Raw genomic sequence first — 17,239 nt, 5'->3', positions numbered from 1 at the left:
TTTCCTCATGGAAATTTAATTGCGTCTAAAAAAACAATTGCAGGATAAGATTTTTTTAAAGGTGTTTTCCCTAAAATTTGATTTTCGAGAGTTATAACTTCGAAAGCTTGTTGCAATATTTCCGCATGTTTTTCATATGTAAGACTTCTTTCGAAAACTATACCAAATACTTTTGTGGGAAATATTAACCTTTTATTTTTATAAAAACTTATCTTTTCAAGAAAATCTTCTTTCCAATTTTCTCCTAAAATAAGGACATCATTATTAGGTTGAGGTGCTATAATACTTTTTAATGAACCAAATAAGACATTGTCTTTTAAAAATACAAAAACAGGTGAATTATTTGTGAGAACAGCTTCATTTTTAATGGGCTCAGTTTTTGAGTATTCTGTATTTACAGTTCTGATATTAAAAAAAACGACTCTTCTATCATGCATTTTTACCAGTTCTATAAATGTAAATAAAATTCCAAGACCAATTGTCACAATGAGTGCAAATCCCCAATGTGTCCAGCCAAAGCTAGATAATTTCTTCTTCGTCAGGAACTTCTTGTAGACTACTTGCCCCGCCTTCATTTCCTGCTCTCCTTGGTTTGTCATCCATGTCGTCATCCGCATCCATGCCACCAGAAGATGGTGAATATCCTCCGCCTTGTGAATCATCATTTGAGTTATTATTGTTTGATGAGCCACCACCACCAGCAAACATCGGTTGCATTTCTGGTGATAAAATATTAAGAATTACGCATAAACTATGTTCCATCTCTGCTTCTAATCTCCAAGCAATTGCGTCCAAAATTCCAAAAGGTAGCATAAGGACAACAGCTGATACGAGGGAAATTGTTAAAGGTAACAATGCATGGGAAAGACCAGAAGAAAAGGCAAAGCTTTTTATACCAAGCTCAAGACCTTCAACCATATGAAATGAACCCCATATTCCTTGCACAGCGGCAATGGCTCCCAAAAGGACACAAGTGGCTGCTAAGTTTGGAAGTTGGTTGATACGTCTGCGTATGCGTGGGAAAAATCTTAAGCTCTCTTCAGAGACAGCAGAACGCACGCGCATGGGGTCGGTTTCATATGCATCAATAGCCTTGATTGCGAGCATAGGGACGGTCGTTCTCGAAGTCGCACGACTAAAATTTCTAGCTCTTTCCATATCATTTGCAGTGAGCATTTTTTTCATTTGTGTATTGTATTTTTCAAAATTAATACGGTAAACAAATTGAAGAACAATAAATTTTTCGAAGATGATTATATATCCGACGGCAACTATTGCGAGTAGGACATAAGGGATGATTTCACCATTTCGATACATCATGAATATATCATTTAACATAAAAACCCCTTATTTTTTCATATCAAATTCTAGTGTTAATTCTTTTTGAGTCATTCCTGTTAACTCTTCTGGTCTGTCTAATAAATCAATCAATTCTTTTTCTGGTTTAAAGCCTGTATTAAAAGAATCAAAATCATATTCAAATGGGGAAAGAGGGATATCAGAAACATCAGCCCCCTCTGGTTCTCCTTCAATTTTTATTGATTTTCTTTGATCATCTAAAGGTTGAGAAAAGCTCTTCCATACACAAAATAAACTTATAAAAGATAAAAAATATATAAGGTAATTTATATTGAAAAGCTTTGAATAAAACATTTTATCCCTCAAATATGTAAATTCAATCGCTGAGATATATTTTGAATTAATAATTCTTTAATATCAATGATAAGTATTAATTTTTTTGACTTTTTGTTGTGAAAATTTTGCATCTAGGAAAAATTTTGTACTTCTCTTCAATAGCTCTTATACGATGTTGTGCAATATCAGCGACTGTATATAAACCATTATAATTTACAGATTTATTAATTTTTTCCTCACTTTGAACACAACAAAATAAATATTTATTTTGTTTTTCAAAATTTAAATCATAGACAGCTTGGGCAAGAGTTGCACTGCCAGCAAAGAAATCAAGACAGTGAATTTTTTCACTTTTATTTTCTGTTTGGTACATAGATATAAGGTGTTTTAAAAGTCCTACAGGTTTTGGAAAGTCAAAGACCTTTTCACCATTGAATAAAGATTTTAGTTGTGTTTCTGCATCTTCATTGCTTTCAAAATTGTGAGTGGCATCATCTGTGGCGTGTCTTTGTACCTGTTCACTTTCAAGAATACTTCGTCTTAAGCCGAATGTTTTTGTGATAAAAACGCTTTTGTCTAGAATTTCTTGGGAAACTCTGAATTTACCGCTTACTTCGGTATTATGTAAAAGAAGCCCATTCTTAATCACGGCATCCTGTTTTAATTCTAAACTTAGAGTGCGATTTGTATACATACCTTTTGGATAAACCCCATCTTTGCATTTTGCTTTTGTTCCAGCAAGCAAGATGCGGTTCGAAATTGGGTTGGTAAAATTGAGAACAGGGCGACTTATTTCAGTGCTTTTTTCACCGACTAATTTCAATAATTTATTTTTATTTTTGGCAAAAACAAGGATATATTCGATAACATTTCCTAGATGTTTATCTAAAAATGAAGGCTTATTTTTTTTGCGCCATTTAATAGTCCCAATATGATTATTGATACCAAAAACTTCACGCATTAATATGGTTAAATTTGCGTTCTCACGATCATCTATAGAGACAAATATAACACCATTTTCCTGTAAAATTTTATGGGCTAAAATAATACGTGGATAAATCATGCAAAGCCAAGCGTCTTGACTTTCTAAAAGACTTTTAAAACTATCTTTATAGGTTAATTTTAATCCTGTATTGTATGGAGGATCTATATAAATAATATTAAACTTGGTATGTGTTGAATATAGAAATTTCAGAGTATCGAGATTTTCGCTACGGATGAGAATATTATTATTTAAAATAATATTTTGAGATAAAAGAATAGAAGACCCCAATTCATGATAATCATGTAGGGGTTTTTCAAAAGCAAGGTTTGCTGCCAGTTCTTTGCCTAAAAAAGAAAGAGTAGCTACCATGTTATTAATTATTCATCTTCATCTTCATCATAGATAATAATATCTTCCCAAGAAAATCCATTTGCGACCATGACGATTTCGTATTCTTTACCATCTTTTTCTATAAAATTTTCGGTAAAGAGGCACTCTTTACCATCGATAGTAATAAAATTAGGTACTTCGTCTTCGTCCCCATGTCCTGCATTGCGATAAAGATCATCTATCTTCTCACGTTCAACTAAATAGTACTCACCTTTTACAGGTGACATTTTTACAAGTGTATCCGACAATGCCATGGCATTTCTCCTTGAAAGAGGTTAACAAACGATACTTAGGTTATTCTAATTACACGGAGGCGACAAGACAGAAATGAGAAATTTAAGCCAAATCCTTTCCGCAAATCAAAATAGCTTAGAAGTTTCAAAGAAAAAGACAGAATTGAGAAAAATACTTATCGAAGAAAGAAAAGTTCTTGCAGAAAACTCTAAACCACAAGATTGGGGAGCGCGGCAATTTTTTAGGGCATTAGATTTGTTAAAATTAACAGTGCAAGATTTGACAAGGAAAGTTCAAGAAAATGAAATAAAGGTGGCTTGTTATTTTCCAATTCGAAATGAGCTTGATATAGCATGTTTTGCTTCAGAAACCTGGATATTTCCTGCATTAACAGCGGATAATCAACTGATGTGGTTTGAATATGGAGATGGAAAATCCGAATATATTGAAAATAAATATGGAATAAAAGAAAAAGGTCAAGATCATTGCTTTTTTTATTCAGAAAATATGCCGCCCCTTTTGTTATTTGTACCAGGTTTAGCCGCTTCTCAAGATGGTTATAGACTAGGCTACGGTGGTGGCTATTATGATAGATTTCTCAATAAATTTAAAAATAATGTAACAACGGTATTTTGTTTGCCCTCAGATAAATTCATTTTTGATAGCTTACCCATTGATCAATGGGATGAGAAAGTCGATCTCGTGATTTGGTGAATTTATAGTAAAAAATAAATACAATAATTTTATATTATTTACTAATTTTTACAAAATATTTTTGTTTCAATGTTTATTTATACATTTTTATTTCTCAAATCCCATACATTAAAATTAATTATTTTTAAATTAAGAATATAAAGAATAGAGTCATTTATGTTTTTAACAATATTTATTGTACTATTATAATAATTGAGGTCACCAAATTTCTCTCAAAATATTTATTTTAAAAAGCAACCATAAAAATTTGACAAACCGTATGAACTTTTATATTTTGGCTATCCAGTCAATACATTAGATAATATGAATATTTCTCAGAAAACGGAGTGTTTTTATGGGTTTATACAAGAACTGCACAGCATTGCTTTCGGTATCAGTCGTATCTATTTCTTTCCTATCATCATGTGGAAAGGGTTCCAATCAATCAGAACTGCAATTTGCAAATAAATCTGAAGCACTTGATGTTGAGAATAATATCTCAGAATTAAAGGCTTCAAAATTTTGTACAGATTTGGACAATGAAAAATTAAATCCCCTAGCTAAATACCAATGGCATTTAAAGAATACTGGCCAAAAAGCATTTGCCTCTAATCCCGGAGTCTCTGGCGAAGATATAAATGTCGCAAGTGTTTTGAAAGAAGATTGCCTCAGTGGCTATGGAGTTAATGTTGCTGTTGTTGATACAGGTCTTGAAATAAAGCATCGTTCATTAAAAGACAATGTGGAAAGAAATGATAGAGTCAATCAAGAGTTACCTACTTCATTAAATTTCAGAGAAAACAGACTACAAAAGAACGATCCCTCACCTATAGCCCAAGATAAAGACGATCATGGAACCATGGTTGCGGGGATTATTGGTATGCGGAGTAATTTAGGTTATGGCGGATCAGGCGTTGCGCCACGCGCATTTTTAACTGGATATAACATTATTCAGGCTGAAGATAATGTACAGACCTTCCAAAATTTTGTCGACTCTTTGGGAGGATCTGACGAGTCAAATAAAAACCATATTTTCAGTATGAGTTATGGAGATAATAATATCTCCCAAATCAGTGCAGATGATTTCGTAACAAACGGCTCACTTACTGCTTATCGCTATGGTGTGAAAAATTTAAGAGATGGCAAAGGTGCTCTGTATGTAAAAGCTGCAGGTAATGGTTTTTATAAATTAGGAAATGAAGAACCTTATATCTCTGCTTGTAAAACAGCGTTGGAACTGAATGTTTCATGTCAAAATTCAAATATGAATACAGATAATTCATTGCCAGAAGTTATAACAGTTGGGGCATTAAATGCCAAAGGAATAAAAACGAGTTATTCCACAACAGGATCATCTTTATGGATAAGCGCTCCAGGCGGGGAATTTGGTTTTGATAAAGAGTGGATCAGTGAGCAATTCACCAGATTAGGTACGGCTTTTGACTGGGCAAATAAAAGAGCAACCGCTGGAGATCCGGCAATCGTAACTACAGATATGTCCGGTTCTGCGAGCGGAATGAGTAAAAGAATTAATTTTAACACTGCAGAAGAAATCTTTGATATACGAAATACTTTTAATGCAGGATTAGTTGAAGGAAACGAAAGCTACGATTACACAAATACGATGAACGGAACATCATCTGCGACACCTGTTACTTCTGGAAGTATTGCGCTTATTTTAGAAGCTAATCCAAAATTAACATGGAGAGATGTCAAATACATTCTTGCTAAAACAGCAACAAAAGTCGACCCATATTTTGAAGGAGTTAAAGTTAAACTGGCTGATGGTGAGTACCAAGCAGAGCAAGGCTGGGTGAATAATGCAGCTGGTTTTCATTTTTCAAATTACTACGGATTTGGCCGCGTAAATGTTGCTGATGCTGTTAAGTTAGCAAAGAAATATAAGCTTGGTAGTCTCGGACAATATGTTGAGATACCACGTGAATCTGCCTTAAAAACGATTGGTTTTAACACAGAAATAAAACAAGGCGTGCAAAATTCTTATACGGTTTCTTTACCAGCTGTAAAAAGTTCACAAAATTTAACGTTAGAATCTGTCCGTCTTTTTGTTTCAATTGATAGCTCATATATTGGTGATGTTGGAATTGAATTAACTTCACCAAGTGGGACTAAGAGTATTATTTGGAATATCGGAAATGCGTTTTCTAATAAAGGCAATTTAAAAAATATGCCAATCCAAAGCAATGCGTTTTATGGAGAAAATAGTAAAGGCGTCTGGAAAGTTAAGATAATAAATTCTGGCTTACACAGTGCTAACGTGAAACTCAAAGGTTTAGGTATTCAATTTGCAGGACAAAAAACAAAAGCATAATGAGTTTTGCAAGTGATATATTTATTTGTTTACTTAAATATTTTAATTGAGGAATTTTAACTTATGAAAAAATCGAATTTAAAGTTAGGACTGTGTTTATTAACTGCTTTGTTTTCTGCACAAAGTTATGCAAATGATCTGGAAGAAACTCAAAAATTAGCTAATTATCAAGCTGAAGATCAATATTCAGATGATTCTCAGGATTTAATTGTTGTAGAAGGAGTACGCGCGAGTTTATCAAAAGAAAATGAAAAAGGATTAGATAATTTAAATGAACATAATAAAAAAATTACTGAAAATAATGCTTTTGAGATAGCACGAAATAACTCAGAAAAAGAAGTTATTTTAGAAAAAGAAGGTCTGAAAATATATAATGATAATGCAAATGCTTTGGCACAAAATTCACTTCGTAAACCTTCAAAGAGTACTTTAGGAGAAAATCGAGTTAAGAAAAATGGGTATCGAGTTGTCATAAATAATAAAACTAAAAAAGTTGGTGTATTAAGCGAGAAAATTATTGTAAAAGCAAACAATAATTTAAAATTAAGCAGTAAACTTAAACATAAAGATTATCCACAAATAGGTTATTATATAGTTGATATCCCAGAAAATGCAAAAATATCAGATGTAGTTAAAGAAATTAGGGAAGAAAATAATTCTTCTATCGAAAGTATTAAGGTTGAAGTTATAGAGAACTTTACTAAAAAGCCCCTTTGATTTTGTTGTCTTTCGATTTGATTTTTAAAATGAGCCGATTGCTCGACTCATTTTTTGACTTTTAATACGGAGTGAAGCCATGATCATAAATAAAAAGAATATTCTTATTCTTTCAGTACCTGTTATTGCCATCTCGTTTTTATCTTCCTGTGGCAATAAAAATAGAGAAAATGGAGATTTATCGGCTAAATCAGTCAATATTGCTCAAAGTTCTTTAGATGCAAATAACTCAACCAATAAACGAAATAAATTTTGTACTGATTTAGCTAACGAAAAGTTAAATCCTCTAGGAAAATATCAATGGCATTTAAAGAATACAGGCCAAGATGCATTTGCTTCTGAAAGTGGAATTGCAGGTGAAGATATAAATGTCGACGATGTATTAAAGAAACAATGCTTAAGTGGATATGGAATTCGTGTTGGACTTGTTGACTCGGGTCTAGATATTGCTCATAAATCATTAAATCCGAATATTGATAACGAAGAATATGTTAGTAAGTCTTGGTCGATTAACTTTAAAAATAATCGCTTAGCTCCAAATGATCCTTCGCCTTCGCCCGCAGAAGACAGCGATGGTGATTTAGAAGATGATGTAGTCGATCATGGAACGATGGTTGCAGGTATAATTGCTATGCGCAGTAATCTTGGGTTTGGAGGTTCTGGGGTTGCACCACGTGCTAAGTTATCTGGATATAATGTTATATCGACTGGGTCACAAAACTTTCAAAATTTTATTGATGCACTTGGTGGTTCGGATGCCTCTCAAGGAAATGACATATTTAATATGAGCTTCGGTTTTTCGAATCTCGAACAGATTCCAGACAGTCACCCATTAATCAGTTCGGGCGCTTTGGCAATGCGTTATGGAGCACGCCAGTTGCGTGATGGAAAAGGCGCACTTTATGTCAAATCTGCCGGCAATGGGTATATATCTTCAGGTATATTTTATTTTAAATGCTCTAAAGCAAATGAAATAAATGTTTCCTGCCAAAATTCAAATATGAATTTATTAAATGCGATACCTGAAACTATTGTTGTTGGTGCATTAAATGCAAAAGGAAAAAAATCGAGTTATTCAACTGCTGGATCTTCACTTTGGGTCAGTGCCCCAGGGGGAGAATATGGAGTCAACAAAGAATTTGTTGAAGAGAGATACAGCAATTATGATAAAAAAATCGATTGGAGCAAATATAGAGCTACGATTGGTGAGCCTGCTATAATTACGACTGACTATAGTGGAACTCGCTATGGCATGAGTAAATCGGCGAATTTAAATGATCTTGATTCCGTATTAAACATACGCAATCAATTTAATGCTCTCGATTACGATGAGAATTTAGATGGCGATTATACGAATACAATGAATGGCACATCATCAGCAGCGCCTGTGACTTCCGGAAGCTTGGCCCTTGTTTTAGAAGCGAATCCTAATTTAACTTGGCGAGACGTAAAATACATTTTAGCAAAAACATCGACAAAAGTTGATCAAGACAATCCAGGTTCTCAAGTTGAATTGGTTAAGGGAGATAGCAATTCACTTTACCAAGCTGAGCAAGGTTGGGTCACAAATGCGGCTGGATTTAGCTTTTCAAATTGGTATGGTTTTGGCCGAGTCAATGTTGCAGATGCAGTTAAATTGGCAAAAAATTATAAAGTCAATTTAGGCCAATATCAGGAAATGAGCTCAAAATTCTTTGATCATGCAAAACTAGTCCCTAAAGCAGATCCAAATGGTTATGTTACAAGTATAAATATTCCTGCTCGGGATGGCTTAAATATAGAATCAGTGCAAGTTCAAGTGTCTGCAGAAAGTACAAATTTAGGAGATATTGGTTTTGAACTGACTTCTCCAAGTGGAACTAAGAGCATTCTTTGGAATGTCGGAAATGGTTTTGTCTACACCAAAAAATTGGATAAGATCACCTTACAAAGCAATGCTTTCTATGGAGAAAAGAGCACTGGAAGCTGGAAACTTAAAGTGATCAATGCTGGTTTCTTCAATTCTAATACGACATTTAAAGGCTGGAAAATTATGGTCACTGGGCATAAATAAGTCTCAGTGATTTTTTAGAACTTTAATTTTTCTAGGAGTATGGATTTTATGAAAATAAAAAAGATTTTTCCAATGGTTGGTCTACTCAGTGCATCACTACTATATGCAGGCGGAGGATTTGCCATCAATAAAAATATTCAAATCGCTGATAACAATGAGCAGATAAAGAATGATGCGGAATATAAAAAAAGTCTAGCAGAACAAGAAAATGTGTTAAAAAATTATGGGGCAGCTGAAACCTTTACACAAGATGGAATAAAATATTCTTATTACCCAAATTTAAAGATTTCATTCAATAAAAAAGAGAGTCAAGAGGATCAAGAAATAAAAAAGGTATTAGCGACTCAAAGTTTTAAAATTTATGAAGCAAATTCTCAGGTTCAATCACCGGAAAGTAAGACTTCTTTGCAGAAAAAGCCAGCGGTTATTTACAATACACGTTCAAAGAAGTTTGCTGCTTTCAGTGGTAAAATTATAGTGCAAATGAAAGAAGGAAAAACTTTTTCAGACTCAAATTTTGTAATTTCAAAAAGTTATCCTCAGATGAATTATGTTGTTTTGAATAAGCCAGAAAATAAGTCAATTGGTGAATCCATTAGCGCTTTAAAGGCAAATCGGGATGTAGATAAAGTTACAGTAGAAATACTCGAAAATCTGCAAGAACCTATGTAACAGCAAATTAAATTAATTTACTTTGCTGTTATATAAAAAAATTAAATAAGTTACGCGATGAAAATTTTAACTTCCTATAATATATTAATATAATATAAAATTTTTAATAAATATTTACAAAATATAATACCAAAAATATTAAAATAAAGATATAAAATAATTATGTAAATCAAATAATTTTTGTACTATTACAATGTTAGTAGAAAATATGTGCATAAAACAAATCAAATTATCGATTTAAAAATTGATTTTTAATTATAAATATTTTATATAAAAGTCGCAAAGCTTTTAAGTTTTGCTTTTAAAGTCTTTTTAGAACACATTGGAGGTGTTTATGAAAAATAGTTATATTTCAAAAACGTTAATTTCAATTTCAATGCTATCAATGATTATTGTGGGTTGTGGTAAAGATAATAATAAAGAATTTTTTAAAGTAAAACTTGATAATTTAACGCCAAGTGCAAGTGTGTCTTCAAATGAATTGGAATATAAATTTCATGGCAAATATGAGAATTGTTCATATAAAACAACGAGTGATAATTGGATTCTTCACAAGGATCAAAAACTTTCTGATCTCGAAGTTTTGAAGGACGATAAAAATTGTAAACTTAATTTAACAAAAGTAGAAATTGGTACTGGCGACAATATTCAAACCTATGAATATAATGACACTAAAGCAAATACTTTAAAAGAAACTGCTGAAGACTATATTAAGTTTTTTGATAAGGAGAACAGTAATAATATTAATGTAAAAATATCTATGACACCAATTGATTTTTCTGCTGCACCTGCTATAACAATCAAAATTGCCACATTAACTGAAATTATGAATGAAATCAAAACAGAAAATTTAGTTTATATAGATAGCATATCTTCACTTTCTATAAATTCTGCTAATCCACCTGATTATACAATTGATGCGTCGAAATTGACCACTAAATTTGATAAATTAGGGAAAGCCCATTTTGGCGGAGATTTGGATTTTACTCTTAAGAACGGAGGGAAAAAAGCTTCTAAATACTTTATTTTAGCAAATGATTTAAACTTAACTGACTATAATAAAATTAATGAATTTTTCACAAATCAAAGTAATGCTGCTCACATGAAAACTTCCGGAGCTAATTCAGACAAAATTACCATTGCAAAAGAAGAAATAGAAAACTTAACTTCTGGGATTAAAACTGCAAAAGCTCAATCTCTCAATTTAAAAGTTGTACTTGTAAATACGGAAAATGGAATTAATAGTTATGCTGTTCACAAAATAAATCTTAAGAGATCATAAGAGTTTTTGTAAATATTAGATTATATAAAGGATTATTTTTTCCAAAATTGTTCACGCATTTTTTTTCTTTGTAAAGCAGATTCAAAACGCTCTTGATCTTTATTAGTCGTCACATCAACTTTGGCTATTTCTACGGGTCGAGAGTTTTCATCGACAGCTACCATTGTAAAATAACTGGATAAGACATGGTTACGAATGCGTGTGCGTGTGTTTTCTGAAACGACTTTAATCCCTATTTCCATTGATGATTTGCCAGTGTAATTGACATTTGCTAAAAAAGTAACAAGCTCACCTACATGAATAGGGTGTCTAAAGAAAACTTGATCCGCAGATAAAGTAACAACATAGTGGCCTGAAAAGCGCGAAGCACAAACATAAGCAACTTGGTCAAGCAGTCGCATAATTGCGCCACCGTGTACTTTTCCAGAAAAATTCACTAAATCCGGAGTCATAAGCACTGTCATCTCGATAGATTTATCATGAACAATTACTTTTTTCATTGTTGTTACCTTATTATTATTTGATTTATTATTATATTATATTTTTGTTATGTACCTTGCAAGCTACCAATGAATATGTCATTTTTTTCGCATAATTCCTGCAATTTTTGCGTAGCAATTTTTTTCTCATCGAGAGATTTTAGGAAAAGAGAGGGAATGGATTGAAAATCAAAAAGTGAGAAAAATTTAGAAGAATGTGAACCTGGGAAAAAAATAAGCTCTTCTTCATTATTGTTAACAATAACATCATGGAGAAGAATAAGAGAATAATTAAATTCACTGAAGTATAAAGAATGAATCACATTTTGAAAGTCATCCCCTTTGTTAACAAAAGCAATAGCACATATTTTTTTCTCATGACTTAAAATAAAGAGTTGCATATTTTTAATTTTTAAAATGTCAGAAAATTCGAGATAAGAAAGTATGGATTCAGATTTTGGAGCATTGCGAACAATAAATTGCCATATATCGTATTTTTTTCTATCATCTATTACATCTAAATAATTAATATTCGAAAAATCTAGTTTTTTTTCGGCGAATTTTTGTACAGCTTTATTGTATTCAGATTTGAATTTTTTTAATTTATTTAGATAATTAGGAGAAGGTATTCTTGAATTTACTTGAGCTAAATAAGTATTGCCAGCCGGAACATAATTTAAATCTGTATACAATGCTTTAAAGTCGCTAAATAAAAATAAAAAATCAACCTGATTTTCTTTAGCTTTGCATTCAACTTCCATTAAAAGTTTTTTAGCAAAACCTTTTTTTCTAAAATTTGGATGGGTGCACACACTGCCTATGCAATATGAACTTAGCGCAAGATTGGGTAATTGAAAGTGAATGGGATGAATTGAACAGAATGAAACAGCTAATCCATTTATTTTATATAAAAAGAGATTTTCTTTATTGTCATTATGAAAAACTTGAGGAAAATTATTTAAGTAATTATTGCTTTCAAAACAGATATTGGTCAAATATTCTAATTCTCTAAATGAGAAATTTTTTTCTCGGACGATTTCAGGGAAAACATCCGAATTGTACATTCAGACTGTCCTTTCTGCTAAATGACCTATTTTTTCACCCATTTGGACTAAAGTTTCCAAGCCCTGCTCAGATGATTTTACAATATCTGTATCGAATTCCATGATACCATTTTCGAAAAAGAGAATGCATGTGCTTCCGCCAAATTTAAAGTAACCCTTTTCATCGCCTTTTTCGACTTGCATAGCTGGTCTATAAGTTTGCACAATTGTTCCCACAAAAAGTGCACCCACCTCCATTAATAATACTTTGCCAAATTGATCAGAGTCCAATTCACACAGTGTACGTTTATTCATGCAATAGACTGGAATTTGTTGCTCTAATGCATAAGGATTTACCGAATGAAGTAATCCTGGCACAGTTTTTGTGATTCCTGCTTTACCAGATACCGGAAAGTGAAATCGATGGTAATCTGATGGGCAGAGACGGAGAATGGCGCATGAACCGTTTTTATAACGTTCTACTAAACTTTCATTGCCTTGAAAAAGATCTATCAGTTGGATAGGAGCCCATTTCACATAACTTAGAGTTGTTTCGGATATTTTTGGAAAAACGAGCAATCTTCCATCACCTGGGGAAATAACACTATTCGTGAGGCGATTGATTGGTCTTGCGCGTGGATGTAATTTTCTTGCAAAAAAATCGTTAAAAGAATGATATTCGGAAATATCTTTTTCAGATTCAGAGACATCGATGCCCATGTTATTTACAAATTCTTCAATTTTATGCTTACTCGCTCCAGAATCGTTATAAGCGCCATAAATGTTACTGATCCATTTGTTCGTTAAAAATTTTGCAGTAAAAGCAGCCCCAGCAGGACTTCCATAAAAAACTTTCATAGCATCTTCGCCATAAATTTTTTCTATGAATTTTTCTCCACTTTTTCTTTTAATAACTTCAATTTGCTTAGAGGCGCTTCCTAAAATAGATTTTAACATTTTTATTGCTTCCCTGATCGATAGCACTTAATTTTTACAAGCAATTGACTCGTATGGTTTATCCTTGAGCACTTGCTAACAATCTTTCTATGATTTTTCCACCTTGAACACCACTCCCTGGTCCCATTTTTATAAGATGGTGTGCATTTTCTTCGAAAAGTTCATGATGCTCTACAACGACAAATGTATGCCCTTCGTTACAAAGACGCAATAAAGTTTCAAGAAGCTTTCCAATGTCAAAATCAGAAAGCCCGCGCGTAGGTTCGTCAAGTAAGCAGAAGATCTTTTTGGAAGACTTTGCAAGAGCTGCGCAAATACGTAGACGTTGTGCCTCCCCACCTGACATTGAGGTTGTGGGCAACCCAAGTGGGATATGGCCCAGTCCCAGCTGTTTACAAAGAGTGAGAGCCTTAACGAAACCTTGTTGCTTACCAAGCGTAGAAAGACATTCATTTATACTTGTGGAAAGCCACTCACTGATATTTTTTTTATTCCAAGTGACAGACAGGATTTCATTACGGTAGCGTGTGCCATTGCATTCTGGACATATCTTTTCTACGGATCCTAAAAAGAATAAATCATCTTCAATAGTGCCTTTTCCATTACAATTTTCGCATCCACCTGCACCATTAAAGGAAAAATCTGAAAGCTGTAGGCCTTGTGATTTTGCTTCATGGGTCGAAGCAAAGTTTTTCCGCAAAATATCCATAAGCCCTAAAATTGTTGCTGGGACACTAGATATAGTTCGGTGTAAAGCTTTTTGTTCCACACTTATAATATCATTATTATCAAAAAAATGATTGGGAAAGCTGAAATCTTCCCAAGTTCCTATTTTTGCGTCTGCGTCAAAATCAGAATTTTCAGTGATTTGTGTTTCTTTATATTTTTCAAGCGCTGCTTCAAGACCAAAGCGAATAAGAGTTGATTTTCCAGCACCACTAGGACCAACTATAACGTTCAGTTTACTTAATATAAATTCTATATCTAAATTTTTGCAATTCATGGCAGAAAATTTATTTAAAATAATAGAATTTTCTTTTTGGAAAGTTTGAAGAGGGTTAATGTTTTTTTTATTTAAATTCAATAAATTTTTACTTATTTGTGTTTGAAAGCATTGAGGTGTTTTATTTTTCACAGTCAGTAAAGAGCCACCTTCTTCCCCTCCTCCAGGCCCTAATTCAAAAATTTCGTCTGCTCTTGAAATCAATTGTTTATCATGTTCAACCATGAGAATTGTATTACCTAAATCACGTAATTCTTCTATACATTTAATAAGTGAAGGTATTTCATTTTTGCCGAGTCCAATACTGGGTTCATCTAACACATAAAGAGCATCAGTCAGACCATTGCCTATGACACGCGTTAAAAGCACACGCTGATATTCTCCTCCGGAAAGGGTTTTACACCTTCTAAAAAGTTGAGCAGAACCAAGACCTAACTTTTCGAGCAGTGAAACTTTTTTATAAACTTCTTCATATATTTCTTGAATTGCGTTAATTTTTTTTTCGTATTTTTTTTCAAGTTTAATCTGTTCAAGCCATTTCTTAGTTTTTGCGATTTCCTGTTGAAATAGATCATTGTAAGATGATTGAAAACATTTTGCTTTCATTCCTGCTTTTCCTAATCGAGCTCCAAGGCATTCAGGACAATTTTCATATTTTCTATATTTAGCAAGAAGTATTCTAGAAGTACTTTTGTAGCGTTCTTGTTCTAAAACGTCAAAGAAATTTTTTAAAGTAACATATTCTGAATTTTTATTTTTTTTATCTGAATCATCTCCTATCCAAATAAAATCTTTCGCTTCTTTTGGAAGCTTTTCATAGGGGGTGCTTATTTTAATATTTCTTTTTTTGCATGCCCTTATTAGTTCTTCTTTCATCCATAAAAATGTATCCGAATTCCAAGGTTTAATGGCGCCATCAATGATTGATAAATTAGGATTTGGAATGATTTTTAGTGGATCAAGCACAGGAATATTTCCAAGGCCATTACATTTTGTACATGCACCTAAAATAGATTGCCAATCTAAATCATTCGATTGTATAATAGTCGTCTGTTGGTTGCAATCTGTGCAAAATGGTTGTACATGAAATACTTTTTTTTCTTCACTTAATTCTTTTTTGTTACTTATTTCAAACAAATTTATAAAAGAAAAGCGAGGTGAAAATTTTACTTGAGACCAAATAGTCTCAATACGATTAGCAAGTTCATCTTCATTTAATTGCCAATTAATGCGATCTAAAATAATTTCAATTCTTTTGGGAATTATTTTATTTTTATGTGTCAAATAGTCTTCTAATTCAACAATTTCATTGTTCATATGTGCTCTAGAATACCCTTCAAAAATGAGATCTTCTATGCTTTTTTTTGAATGGACTGTATAAGGAACAGATATTAAAAAATTTAAATTATTTTGTTTTATTTCTTCTTTATTTAAGTAATCTATAAGATCTTTTGCTTGATCAACATGAACTTGTGATCCACATTTCGAACAAGAAGGATCCATCAATGCAATAAAAAGATTGCGTAAAGGAGCTGCAATATCAGCGGAAGATGCAATCACACTCCGAGGATCGCCTGTTTTATTATTTTGTTTTAAAGAAACGGCAGCAGGAATATTATCAATCTCTACAAATTCACCTTGCGGAAGTCCTTGGAGAAATTGTCTCTCATACGTTCCTAAAGTTTCAAGAAATCTACGTTGTGATTCTGAATAAATTGTATCGAATGCTAAACTGCTTTTCCCGCTTCCAGAAACTCCCGTAATTGCAATCCATTTTTTTAAAGGGATTTTAAGATTAATATTTTTTAAATTATGAGTTTTAACCCCTTCACAAATTAAAAATTCAGAATTTCCTGTCATATTGTCTTCTTTTTATATTGTGTTTCTCATACTGGAGACTCATACATATCAATTTCTTCATCAGTATGGAATTTATTTTCACGAATTGTAAGAAAATTTGTAATCCATTCATTATTTAAATTCAAAAGATCTGCTTTTGTGCCAACTCCGATGATTTTTCCATCTTTTAAGATAGCGACTTTTTTTGCAAAGCGAAATGCCACATCTATATTTGAGGTCACACAAACCATGGTAGTTCCGATTTGCCGTCCAATGCGGTGGATGATGTCAATGACAATCGTTGTTGTAACTGGATCTAGACCTGCAGTGGGTTCATCTAAGAGAGCGAGTTCTGGATTGGTGATAAGAGCGCGAATAAAACCAACTCTTCTGCGCATCCCCCCCGAAAGTTCACTTGGAAGTTTGTCAGAAGCATGGGTGAGATTTACTTGAGCTAAAAAATTTGGAATTCTTTCTTCACGCTCTTTTTGAGTGAATTGAGTCATATTTTCCATAGCAAAATCTATGTTTTCACTTACAGTCATGAAATCAAAAAGAGCGCCTTGTTGAAAGGCAATACCAATTTTTTTTAAGATTTCTGAACGTTCTTTGTGCAATAATGAGTTTATATTTTTGCCAAATACATTGAGTGTTCCTGATTGCGGTTCAATGATTCCTAATATAATCTTGAGAAGTGTGCTTTTACCTGAGCCCCCAGGACCGAGGATAGTTAAAGATTCGCCTTTAAATATTTCGAGATCTAAGTTTTGTAGGACAGGTTTATTTTTTATAAAAGAGACATTTATGTCATTTAGTGTCACAATTTTTGTTGATTGCACTCAGCCTCCTTAACTTTTGCCTGACAGTTTTATATATTAGGATATTATTGTATAATTTGCAATTGTTGAGTAAGTGTTTAGAAGCT

16 protein-coding genes are annotated in these 17,239 nt (G+C 32.7%); 6 read left to right on the top strand and 10 right to left on the bottom strand.

Annotated features, from left to right (window positions below; all coding sequences use genetic code 11):
* Positions 1-5: 5 nt before the first annotated feature.
* From H7355_RS07055 to H7355_RS07035, 5 genes are all read right to left on the bottom strand, one after another.
* On the bottom strand, positions 6-575 hold the full coding sequence (locus H7355_RS07055; RefSeq protein WP_186646086.1) for a hypothetical protein: 570 nt from the start codon (positions 573-575) through the stop codon (positions 6-8).
* The gene (locus H7355_RS07050) at positions 520-1,338 is read right to left on the bottom strand and encodes a MotA/TolQ/ExbB proton channel family protein (RefSeq protein WP_186646084.1); all 819 of its coding nucleotides are present in this window, start codon (positions 1,336-1,338) and stop codon (positions 520-522) included. Before H7355_RS07050 ends, H7355_RS07055 begins: the two co-directional genes overlap by 56 nt.
* Positions 1,339-1,347: 9 nt before the next feature.
* On the bottom strand, positions 1,348-1,653 hold the full coding sequence (locus H7355_RS07045; protein ID WP_186646082.1) for a hypothetical protein: 306 nt from the start codon (positions 1,651-1,653) through the stop codon (positions 1,348-1,350).
* Positions 1,654-1,729: 76 nt separating this feature from the next.
* Entirely contained in the window at positions 1,730-2,989 is a 1,260-nt protein-coding gene (locus tag H7355_RS07040) for a DNA methyltransferase (protein WP_186646080.1), read from the bottom strand.
* An 8-nt stretch (positions 2,990-2,997) separates the two neighbouring features.
* Complete coding sequence (locus tag H7355_RS07035; protein WP_130612309.1) at positions 2,998-3,264, bottom strand: hypothetical protein; 267 nt, start codon at positions 3,262-3,264, stop codon at positions 2,998-3,000.
* Positions 3,265-3,337: 73 nt separating this feature from the next.
* Here H7355_RS07035 and H7355_RS07030 point away from each other — a divergent pair, with 73 nt between their 5' ends.
* From H7355_RS07030 to H7355_RS07005, 6 genes are all read left to right on the top strand, one after another.
* On the top strand, positions 3,338-3,958 hold the full coding sequence (locus H7355_RS07030; RefSeq protein WP_186646078.1) for a 5-formyltetrahydrofolate cyclo-ligase: 621 nt from the start codon (positions 3,338-3,340) through the stop codon (positions 3,956-3,958).
* Positions 3,959-4,292: 334 nt separating this feature from the next.
* Positions 4,293-6,269: a S8 family serine peptidase gene (locus H7355_RS07025; protein WP_186646076.1), complete on the top strand. Its 1,977-nt coding sequence runs from the start codon at positions 4,293-4,295 to the stop codon at positions 6,267-6,269.
* 63 nt (positions 6,270-6,332) lie between these two features.
* Positions 6,333-6,986 carry a hypothetical protein gene (locus H7355_RS07020; RefSeq protein ID WP_186646073.1) on the top strand — a complete coding sequence of 218 codons (654 nt, stop codon included), beginning with the start codon at positions 6,333-6,335 and terminating at the stop codon, positions 6,984-6,986.
* Positions 6,987-7,065: 79 nt separating this feature from the next.
* Positions 7,066-9,039 carry a S8 family serine peptidase gene (locus H7355_RS07015; protein WP_186646071.1) on the top strand — a complete coding sequence of 658 codons (1,974 nt, stop codon included), beginning with the start codon at positions 7,066-7,068 and terminating at the stop codon, positions 9,037-9,039.
* A gap of 48 nt (positions 9,040-9,087) precedes the next feature.
* Positions 9,088-9,711: a hypothetical protein gene (locus H7355_RS07010; RefSeq protein ID WP_186646069.1), complete on the top strand. Its 624-nt coding sequence runs from the start codon at positions 9,088-9,090 to the stop codon at positions 9,709-9,711.
* Between the two features lie 334 nt (positions 9,712-10,045).
* On the top strand, positions 10,046-10,993 hold the full coding sequence (locus H7355_RS07005) for a hypothetical protein (RefSeq protein WP_186646067.1): 948 nt from the start codon (positions 10,046-10,048) through the stop codon (positions 10,991-10,993).
* Positions 10,994-11,025: 32 nt separating this feature from the next.
* Here the strand turns inward: H7355_RS07005 and H7355_RS07000 are convergent, their stop codons facing one another.
* The 5 genes from H7355_RS07000 to H7355_RS06980 are packed head-to-tail and all read right to left on the bottom strand — an operon-like array spanning position 11,026 to position 17,153.
* Positions 11,026-11,493, bottom strand: a complete 468-nt coding sequence (locus H7355_RS07000; RefSeq protein WP_186646065.1) for an acyl-CoA thioesterase — start codon at positions 11,491-11,493, stop codon at positions 11,026-11,028.
* Positions 11,494-11,540: 47 nt separating this feature from the next.
* A complete protein-coding gene (locus tag H7355_RS06995) occupies positions 11,541-12,536 on the bottom strand; it encodes a GNAT family N-acetyltransferase (RefSeq protein ID WP_186646063.1) in 996 nt (331 codons plus the stop codon).
* Complete coding sequence (locus tag H7355_RS06990; RefSeq protein ID WP_186646061.1) at positions 12,537-13,472, bottom strand: phosphatidylserine decarboxylase; 936 nt, start codon at positions 13,470-13,472, stop codon at positions 12,537-12,539. It lies immediately after the preceding gene.
* A 58-nt stretch (positions 13,473-13,530) separates the two neighbouring features.
* Positions 13,531-16,335, bottom strand: coding sequence for an ATP-binding cassette domain-containing protein (locus H7355_RS06985; protein ID WP_186646059.1), 2,805 nt, complete (start codon positions 16,333-16,335; stop codon positions 13,531-13,533).
* Positions 16,336-16,361: 26 nt separating this feature from the next.
* Positions 16,362-17,153 (bottom strand): ABC transporter ATP-binding protein, encoded by a 792-nt coding sequence (locus tag H7355_RS06980; protein WP_186646057.1) that lies wholly within the window; start codon positions 17,151-17,153, stop codon positions 16,362-16,364.
* Positions 17,154-17,239: the final 86 nt, after the last annotated feature.

The organism is Fluviispira vulneris (genome assembly GCF_014281055.1).
Classification (GTDB): Bacteria; Bdellovibrionota_B; Oligoflexia; order Silvanigrellales; family Silvanigrellaceae; genus Silvanigrella; species Silvanigrella vulneris.
Note: the sequence above shows the minus strand (reverse complement) of the source record. Positions and strands in the feature narration are given on the sequence as shown.